Below are 9,342 nucleotides of genomic sequence, written 5' to 3'. Positions count from 1 at the left end.
ATCGAAGAACGTGCCCAGGGTGGCCTTATCCTGGCCCGGAGCAGCCCAGACCAGACGCCCCGAATCGTGGTCCACGACCACGGTCAAGAACTTCCGGCCGCGCTTGTAGAAGACTTCATCGATCCCGATCCGGGTGAGCCCGGCGAAGGGATCATGGAGCTTNGTCCACGACCACGGTCAAGAACTTCCGGCCGCGCTTGTAGAAGACTTCATCGATCCCGATCCGGGTGAGCCCGGCGAAGGGATCATGGAGCTCTTCCGTGTCAGCCCAAACCCGGGTGATGATCGCCCCGACCGTCCGCCACGCGATCCGCATCAACTGAGTTGCCGCGGTTTTCGAGGTTTGAGTGGCCAGCCACGCGACATATGAATCGAAGTGGCGGGTGTGGCCTGCCTGGTGCCTGGCCCATGGCACCGCAGCCACGATCACACCGTGCTCCCGGCACGACACCCGCGGGGCATCCGCCTCCAGAAAGACCCGGGTCGAGCCGAAATCCAATCCCCGCCACCGGCGCCGCCCCGCCCCCTCGTCGTAGCGCGGACAGCGCTTCTGGCAGCTCCCGCACCGGTTCCGCATCGACCTGGTCAGCCGAACCGACGCAACAAAAACGCCCGCTACGAGGTCGAGATCAACGTCCTCGACCACTGTCTTGTCGACACCGAGCAAAGTCCGCCATATTGTTAGAGACCGCACGCCGTTTTCCCGCCTATAAAGTTTCTTTCCTTTGACAGTCAGAAACCTAGACAGGAAGCGGCGTGCGGCCGTTAAGGCGCTCCGAAACACCCACAGATACAGCAGGGGAGCCGAGATTTTCGCGTGTAACCGCTCTCTTGGCCCATTCAGTACCGATTTGGGCAAAATCTCCGTCGAATTCGTTCGAAGCGGAGGTAATCTCCCTGAGCGGCGATGCCGCATCAGCCACGGCAGCCAGGGCCGCCGCGGCTGTACGGATTTATCCGCCTAGACGGCCGCGAGCGCCCGGTCGATGTCGTCGATGAGGTCGGCAACGCCTTCGATGCCCACGGACAGACGGATGATGTTGTCCGCCACTTCGAGTTCGGTGCCGCGAACCGACGCGTGGGTCATCTCGGAGGGGTAGTTGACCAGCGATTCCACGCCGCCGAGCGATTCAGCCAGCTGGAACAGCTGCGTGGCCTCGGCGAAGGAACGCGCAGCGGCCGCGCCGCCCGCGAAGGAGATCGACAGCATGCCGCCGAAGCCGCTCATCTGCTTCTTCGCCAGCTCGTGGCCCGGGTGCGTCGGCAGGCCGGGGTAGTAGACCCGGTCGATCGCCGGGTGGCCCTGCAGGTGCTCGGCGATCGCCTGGGCGTTGCTGCAGTGGCGGTCCATCCGCACCGAGAGGGTCTTGATTCCGCGCACGGTGAGCCAGGCATCCATCGGGGCCGAGACGGGGCCGGCGGCGAACTGCAGGAACTGGGCCTTCTCGGCGAGCTCGTCGTCGTTGATGATCAGGGCGCCGCCGAGCACGTCGGAGTGGCCACCGAGGTACTTCGTGGTGGAATGCACGACGACGTCGGCCCCCAAGGCCAGCGGCTGCTGCAGCGCGGGCGAGGCGAACGTGTTGTCCACAATCACGGTCACGCCGAAGCGGTGGCCGATCCGGGCCAGAGCGGCGATGTCGCAGACCTTCATCAATGGATTGCTGGGCGTCTCCACCCAGAGGATCTTCGTCTCGCCCGGGATGATGGCCTGTTCGACGGCGGCGAGGTCGCTCATCTCCACGGTGGAGTTGAGGATGCCCCAGGCACCGTGCACCCGGTTGATCAGCCGGTGCGTGCCGCCATAGACGTCGTTGCCGAGCACGATGTGGTCGCCCGGTGCGAGCAGCGCGCGCAGGATGGTGTCCTCCGCGGCGAGCCCGCTGGCGAAGGAGAGGCCGTGCTTTCCGCCCTCCAGCGCGGCCAGCAGGGTCTCGAGCACGGTGCGGGTCGGGTTGCCGCCGCGGCTGTACTCGTAGCCGCCGCGCAGGTGGCCGATGCTCTCCTGCACATACGTGGACGTCTGGTAAATGGGCGGGATCACGGCGCCGGTCGTCGGGTCGAATTCCTGCCCCGCGTGGATGGCGATGGTGTCGAAGTTTCGTGTGCGAGCCATTGATTCGTCCTTAGTCATGCTGTTCAGGCGCTCAGGTAGGTGAGCAGGTCGTGGCGGGTGATGACGCCGAGGGGTTTGCCGCCGTCGGTGACGAGGAGCGCATCGTGGTCGGCGAAGGCGGCGCGCGCGGCCGCGACGGGCTCGTTCACCCCGATCAGCGGGAGGGAGTCGGCGACGAACTCGCCGACGCGGTCGGCCAGTTTCGCTTCGCCGGAGAAGACGAGTTCCATCAGCCGGCGTTCGTCGACCGCGCCGACGACCTCGCCCATCACCACCGGGGGCTTTTCGGTGAGCACCAGCACCTGGGAGACGCTGGCCTCGGTCATGACTCCGATGGCGTCGTGCACCGTGGCGCTGGGGTGCACGTAGACGAACGGCGGCAGGGCGCCGGTCTTGGACGAGAGCAGGTCGCCGACCGTGTGCCCGGCGGGCGCGTTGCTGAAACCGTAGCTGCGCATCCAGCCGTCATTGAAGATCTTGCCCAGGTAGCCGCGCCCGCCGTCGGGCAGCAGCACGACGATGGTGTCGTCGGCGCCGAGGGTTTTCGCCGCGCGCAGGGCGGCGACGACGGCCATGCCGCTCGAACCTCCGACCAGAATGCCCTCTTCGAGGGCGAGCCGGCGGGTCATCGCGAAGGAGTCGGCGTCGGAGACGGCGATCACCTCGTGCACGACCTCCGGGTCGTAGGCGCCCGGCCAGAAGTCCTCGCCCACGCCCTCGACCAGATACGGCCGGCCGGTGCCACCGGAGTACACCGAGCCCTCCGGATCGGCGCCGATGATGCGCACGCTCTCTCCCGAGACCTCGCGCAGGTACCGTCCGGTACCGGTGATGGTGCCGCCGGTGCCGACGCCCGCGACGAAGTGGGTGATCGTGCCGTCGGTGTCGCGCCAGATCTCGGGCCCGGTCGTCTCGTAGTGGCTGAGCGGGCCGTTCGGGTTGAAGTACTGGTTGGGCTTGAAAGCCCCCGGGATCTCCCGGGCCAGCCGGTCGGACACGCTGTAATAGGAGTCAGGGTGGTCGGGGGCGACGGATGTCGGGGTCACCACAATCTCCGCGCCGTAGGCCGTGAGCACGTTGCGCTTGTCCTCGCCCACCTTGTCCGGCAGCACGAACACGCACTTGTAGCCGCGTTGCTGGGCAACGAGAGCGAGGCCGACGCCCGTGTTGCCCGAGGTCGGCTCGACGATGGTGCCGCCGGGAAGCAGGAGGCCGTCCCGTTCGGCGGCATCGATGATGCGCACCGCGATGCGGTCCTTCGCGGAGCCGCCCGGGTTCAGGTACTCCAGCTTGACCAGCACGGTGGCGCTGACGTCAGCCGTCACCTTGTGCAGCCTGACCAGGGGGGTGTCACCGATGAGGTCGAGAACGGTGTCGGCAATTTTCATCGAGAGTCCTTCATCGAGGGTTCTTCGTCACGGATTCGAGCCGGGTCAACTCTATCGGCGTGAGCGGAGTGGGGGCCGTGGGCGTCGGCGACGTGACCTGCTCCGAGTACAGCCGCGCGTAGACGCCATCGTCTTTGAGCAGTTCGGCGTGGGTGCCCCTCTCTACGATCCGGCCGGCGTCGACGACGAAGATGACGTCGGCGGACACGATGGTCGACAGCCGGTGCGCGATGGCGATGGTCGTACGCCCGCGGGAAGCGGTGTCCAGGGCCGCCTGAACGACGCGCTCGGAGATGGCGTCCAGGGCGCTGGTGGCCTCGTCGAGGATCAGCACCTCGGGGTCCTTGAGCAGCACCCGCGCGATGGCGATGCGCTGCTTCTCGCCGCCGGAGAGCCGGTAGCCGCGCTCCCCCACCAGGGTGTCGTAGCCGGCGGGGAAGGATGCGATCGTGTCGTGGATACTCGCCGACCGGGCCGCGGCCTCGAGCTCGGCATCCGTCGCCTCCGGTTTCGCGTAGCGGAGGTTCTCGGCGATGGTCGCGTGGAAGAGGTAGGTCTCCTGGCTGACGATGCCGATGTGGGAGACGAGGGACTGCTGCTGGAGGCCCTGCACCTCGACGCCGGAGAAGAGTACCCGCCCGGCCGAGGCCTCGTAGAAGCGCGGGATGAGATAGGACACGGTGGTCTTGCCTGCCCCGGACGGGCCGACGAAGGCCGCGAACTGGCCCGGCTCGATCGTGAAGGAAACGTCGTCCAGGGTGGGGCGCGATTCCGCGCCGGCATCCGGGTAGGCGAAGGTGACCCCGTCGAAGGCGACCCGGCCGACGGCCTCGCCGCGGGCCGGCACGGGGGCGGCGTCGGGGGCGTCGCGGATCGCGGGCCGGAGGTCGAGGTACTGGAAGATGCGGGCGAACAGGGCGCTTGAGGTCTGCAGGTCGAGGGCAACGCGCATCAGGCCGAGCAGCGGGAACAGCAGCCGTGACTGCACGGTCGTGAAGGCCACGATCGTGCCCGCCGTGATGTCGGTCGTTCCACTGCCCATCAGCAGACCGGCCACGAGGTAGACGATCGCCGGGATGCTGGAGAGGAAGATGCTCACCGTGGCGAAGAACCACTGGCCGCTCATCTGCTGGCTGATCTGCAACTCGACCTGGTTGGCATTCTCGTCGGCATACCGATGGATCTCGGTCTTCTGGCGGGTGAAGCTTTTCGAGAGCAGGATGCCGGATACGCTCAGCGTCTCCTGCGTGATCGCCGTCATATCCGAGAGCGACTCCTGCGTCCTGGACGCGATGCGGGCCCGCACCTGGCCGACTCGGCGCTGGGCAAAGACGAGCACGGGCATCAGGATGATGGCGACGATCGCCAGCTGCCAGCTCAGCAGGAGCATCGCGACGAGCGCCGCGATCACGGTCACGACGTTGCCGAGCAGACTGGAGATGGTGTTGGTGAGCACGCTCGCGACGCCGCCGACATCGTTCTGCAGCCTGGATTGGATGACGCCCGTCTTCGTTCGAGTGAAGAAGCTCAGCTCCATCGCCTGCAAGTGGGTGAACAGGCGCACCCGCAGGGCACCCATCACCGAGTTGCCGACCGTGGCGGTGAGCCAGGCCTGCCAGACGCCGAGCAACTGCGTCCCCAGGTAGATGGCGATCATCACCCCCACGAGCACGGCGAGACGCTGCACGTCCGGGCTGCCGCCGGGCGGGAAGAGCCCCTCGTCGAAGGCCCGCTGCACGAGCAGGGGAGGCACGACGGAGAGCGCCGCGCTGATGAATACGAGAACCACGGTGACCGTGAGCTTCGCGCGGTGCGGCGCGAACAGGCCGATGATCCGGCGAAGCAAATTCGGGATGCGCGGGGCCTCGGCGTTCTCGGCCCGCTGCGCCACGACATCCGCGCCACTGACCCGCCCCCGTCGACCGCCGCCGCCACCGTGCATTCCACTCATGAATTCACTCTAAACTCCCGCGCGGCACACAAATGTGCCCGTTCCGAACACCGGCGGCCCGGGTGGGCGCCAGCGGCGGAACGGGCACAGTCGCTGATGCGGCTAGCCCTTCGTCGAACCGGCCAGCAGGCCGCGCACGAAGTAGCGCTGCAGGGAGAAGAACACGATCAGCGGAACCAGGATCGAGATGAACGCGCCGGCCGTGAGCAGGTGCCAGTCCTGGCCGCGGGTACCGGTGATCTCGGCCAGCAGCTTGGTCATCGGCGCCACCGCACCGTCGGCGAAGATCAGCGCCACGAGCAGGTCGTTCCAGACCCAGAGGAACTGGAAGATGGCGAAGGATGCGATCGCCGGCATGGTCAGCGGCAGCACGATGCGGAAGAAGATCTGCCCGTGACCGGCGCCGTCGACCCGCGCCGCCTCGATGACGTCGGCGGGAATCTCCGACACGAAGTTGTGCAGCAGGTAGATGGCGAGCGGCAGGGCGAACATCGTGTGCGCGATCCACACCTGCGAGTAGCCGCCGGCGTCGCTGATCGAGGAGACCACCGGGAAGCCGAAGACCTCACCCCGCGAGAAGAACTGCAAGAGCGGCACGAGGGCCATCTGCAGCGGAACGATCTGCAGCGCGAAAACCGCGATGAACAGCACGTTCTTGCCGCGGAAGTCGATCCAGGCGAATGCGTAGGCCGCGAGGCTGGCGATGATCAGCGGCAGCAGTGTGGCCGGCAGGGTGATCGCGATCGAGTTGATGAACGCACCGGCCAGATTCAGCTGACTGTTGCCGGCCTGGAGCACATCGCTGTAGTTGTCGATGGTCAGACCCCAGTTCGAGAAGAGCGTCCACCAGCCGGTGGTGCGTACTTCCTGCGCCGGGCGGAAGGAGGAGACGAAGAGCCCGAAGGTCGGAACGGTCCAGAGCACGGCGATCACGAGCGCCGCGATCGTGGCGCCTCGGCTGGTCAACCGCTTCTTGGTGCGCTTGGCCGCCGCGAACTCCTGACGGCGCTCGCCTCGGCGAGTTTGGCTCTTGGTGTTCTTGTCGACGGGGAGCTCAACCGGAAGAATCGCGCTCATCGGATTTCCCTCTGCTTCTGAATCTGGCGGGCGTTGTAGACGACGATCGGGAGCACGAGCAGGAACAGGATCACGGCGAAGGCGGCGGACCGGCCCTGCTCGAAGTTCTTGAACTGCGTGTACATCTCGTTCGCGATGACGCTGGTGTCGTTGGCGCCTGCGGTCATGGTCCGGACGATGTCGAAGACCTTGAGGGAGGCGATGGAGATCGTCGTCAACACGACGACGAGGGCGCCGCGGATGCCGGGCACCGTGACGTTGGTGAACTTCTGCCAGGCGTTGGTGCCGTCGAGTTCGGCGGCCTCCATCTGCTCGGCAGGCACGCCCTTGATGGCGGCGGAGAGCACGACCATGGCGAATCCGGTCTGCACCCAGATCAGCACGACGATCAGGAAGACCGTGTTCCAGGGTGCGTTGGCGAGGAAGTCGACGGGCTGGCCGCCGAACCACACCACAACCTGGTTGAGCAGGCCGATCTGGTTCTGGTCGGCCGGCCGGGCCGTGTAGACGAAGCGCCAGATGATGGACGCCCCGACGAAAGAGATTGCCATGGGCATGAAGACCATGATCTTGAAGTACTTCTCGCCGCGGCTCTTGTCGATGAAGACCGCATAGGCCAGGCCGGCGATCGTAGACACGAGCGGAGTGATGAGCACCCAGACGATCGTGTTGAGCACCGTGCGGATGGCCTCCGGCTGGGTGAACACCCAGACGAAGTTGTCGAGGCCGATGAACTCGGTTCCGCGGGAGTTCATGAACGCCTGCACCGTGGTCTGGATGGTCGGGATGATGAGTCCGACGATGAGGAGCAGGATGGCCGGAGCGAGGAAGCCGAAGAGCTGGAAGAGGTAGCCGGCGCCGGAGCGTGAGCGGTAGTCGACGATGAAGAAGACTCCGCCGAGAACGGCGGCCGCGGCGATGGCCCACCAGTACGATCCCGCGGCGAGCAGGATGAGCAGCGGGGCGGCGACGCAGACGGCGAGACGGATCACGGTGTAGCCGGTGCCCTTGCGCGGGGCTATCTCGACGACGAACAGGATCGCGGCCACCAGGGCGACGAACGCGAGGATGATGATGGGGACTTGGACCAGGGGCGGCAAGTCAGCCAGCCAGGCAAGGAACACCGACATATGAAACCTCTCGAGTACGACTGCGGGCTCACAGTTTGCTGGTGGGGCGGAAAACTACCGCCACGGTACACCAGCAGGGGAGTGCGGGTCGCCCCTTTTCAGGAGGACGACCCGCACGGTTGTGGTGCTGTTAGATGCGTTGGTTCCGAATTGAACTAGCTGGAGGGCCAGCCGGCTTCGATGCTGGTGAGAACCTCGTCGGTCGGGGCTCCGTTGATCCAGTTGACCATTCCCTTCCAGAAGGTGCCGGCGCCCACGGAGCCGGGCATCAGGTCGGAGGCGTCAAAGCGGAAGGTGGTCTCCGGGTCCTGAAGGATCTTGATGGCTTCCTGCAGGATGGGGCTCTTCGCGTTGGCCGGGTCAAGACCCGAGTTGGCGCTGATGACTCCACCGAGGCTCACCCGGCTGTTCGCCCAGTCGTCGCTGGAGAGGTACGTCTGAACGGCCTGGGTGTCGGCGTCATCCGCGAATGCGGCGACGATCTCGCCACCACCGGTCACGGCCTGGCTGCCGGCCTCTTCGGCCGGGGTGATGAAGGCCCAGACGTCACCGTCGGGACCGACCTCTCCGCCGGCATCCGTGATGAAGCCGTCGAAGAAGGATGCCTGGTGGTGCAGCGCGCAGGTTCCTGCGGCGAGCGGCGTGGCCACGTCACCGAACGGGGTGCTGTTGATCGAGCGGACATCACCGAACGTGGCGTTGACGTTGGCAGGGTTCAGCAGGATCTCTCCGACGGAGTCGAAGGCGGCCTTGATTGCGGGGTCCGTGAACGGGATCTCGTTGGCAACCCACTTGTCGTAGGTCTCCGCTCCGGCCTGACGCAGGACGAGGTCTTCGACCCAGTCCGTGCCCGGCCAGCCGGTGGCGTCGCCCGAGCCGAATCCGGCGCACCACGGGGCGCTGCCGGTCTTCTCCTGGATGGTCTTCGTCACGGCGAGGAGTTCGTCCCAGGTCTCGGGAACTTCGACACCCCACTCGGTGAACTTAGCCGGGGAGTACCAGATGAAGCCCTTGACGCTGGCCATCAGTGGCGCGCCGTAGAACGTGTCCCCGACGGTGCCGTAGGCCTTCCAGTCCTTGGACCAGAACTCGTCGACGTTGTCTTCGACGGCTTTCGGGGCAGGCTTGAGGAAGTCGCGGCTGGCAAGGTCAGCCATCAGTCCGGGCTGCGGGAAGATCGCGATGTCGGGAGCACTGCCACCCTGGGCGCGGATGGCGATCTGAGCCTCGAACTCCTTCGACGCCTCGTACTGGATGTCGATGTTGTTCTCTTCTTCCCAGGCAGCCCAGGACTTCTCGAGGAGCTTGGCCTCGGTGTCACCGATGGTGCCGTAGACGGAGACGACGCCGTCGCCTTCAGCTCCGGAGTCGGTGTTCGTGCTGCCGGGGCCACCGGAACAGCCGGCCAAGGTCAGACCGGCGATCGCCGCAATGGCAATGGGTGCTGTGATTCGGCGGTGGAATGACCGCATTTTTCCTCCTCGTTGAGTTTGATGAAGATGCGCCGGGGATATCCCCGGACAAACACCCAGGTGCTGCAGGAACAGCTTCTGTGCCGAAAACGATCAGATAAGGAACCGGTTCCACACCACAAGGTACGGTACGCCGGGCCGAATCGCAAGACCAGATTTGTCACGGAATGGCAAAGATCGCACTCCCGCCACGACACCTTCGAAAGTT

The 9,342-nt window shown here is 65.9% G+C and carries 6 protein-coding genes and 1 pseudogene; all 7 read right to left on the bottom strand.

Annotated elements, in window-relative coordinates; translation table 11 throughout:
• A pseudogene (locus tag CXY79_RS08965) lies at window positions 1-694 on the bottom strand (helix-turn-helix domain-containing protein); the annotation flags it as partial.
• 267 nt (window positions 695-961) lie between these two features.
• Entirely contained in the window at window positions 962-2,116 is a 1,155-nt protein-coding gene (locus CXY79_RS08960; protein WP_104100779.1) for a cystathionine gamma-synthase, read from the bottom strand.
• Between the two features lie 23 nt (window positions 2,117-2,139).
• Window positions 2,140-3,504, bottom strand: coding sequence for a cystathionine beta-synthase (locus CXY79_RS08955; RefSeq protein ID WP_104100778.1), 1,365 nt, complete (start codon window positions 3,502-3,504; stop codon window positions 2,140-2,142).
• A gap of 10 nt (window positions 3,505-3,514) precedes the next feature.
• Window positions 3,515-5,455: an ABC transporter ATP-binding protein gene (locus CXY79_RS08950; RefSeq protein ID WP_104100777.1), complete on the bottom strand. Its 1,941-nt coding sequence runs from the start codon at window positions 5,453-5,455 to the stop codon at window positions 3,515-3,517.
• 102 nt (window positions 5,456-5,557) lie between these two features.
• Window positions 5,558-6,532 carry a carbohydrate ABC transporter permease gene (locus CXY79_RS08945; protein ID WP_104100776.1) on the bottom strand — a complete coding sequence of 325 codons (975 nt, stop codon included), beginning with the start codon at window positions 6,530-6,532 and terminating at the stop codon, window positions 5,558-5,560.
• Window positions 6,529-7,662 carry a carbohydrate ABC transporter permease gene (locus CXY79_RS08940; protein ID WP_104100775.1) on the bottom strand — a complete coding sequence of 378 codons (1,134 nt, stop codon included), beginning with the start codon at window positions 7,660-7,662 and terminating at the stop codon, window positions 6,529-6,531. The genes CXY79_RS08945 and CXY79_RS08940 overlap by 4 nt, the downstream gene beginning before the upstream one ends.
• A gap of 155 nt (window positions 7,663-7,817) precedes the next feature.
• Window positions 7,818-9,134, bottom strand: coding sequence for an ABC transporter substrate-binding protein (locus CXY79_RS08935; protein ID WP_104100774.1), 1,317 nt, complete (start codon window positions 9,132-9,134; stop codon window positions 7,818-7,820).
• Between the last annotated feature and the right edge of the window lie 208 nt (window positions 9,135-9,342).

Origin of the sequence: Cryobacterium sp. M96, assembly GCF_002929845.1 — a bacterium.
Classification (GTDB): Bacteria; Actinomycetota; Actinomycetes; order Actinomycetales; family Microbacteriaceae; genus Cryobacterium; species Cryobacterium sandaracinum.
The sequence above is the reverse complement of the archived record's forward strand: the minus strand, read 5'-3'. Positions and strand labels throughout refer to the sequence as shown.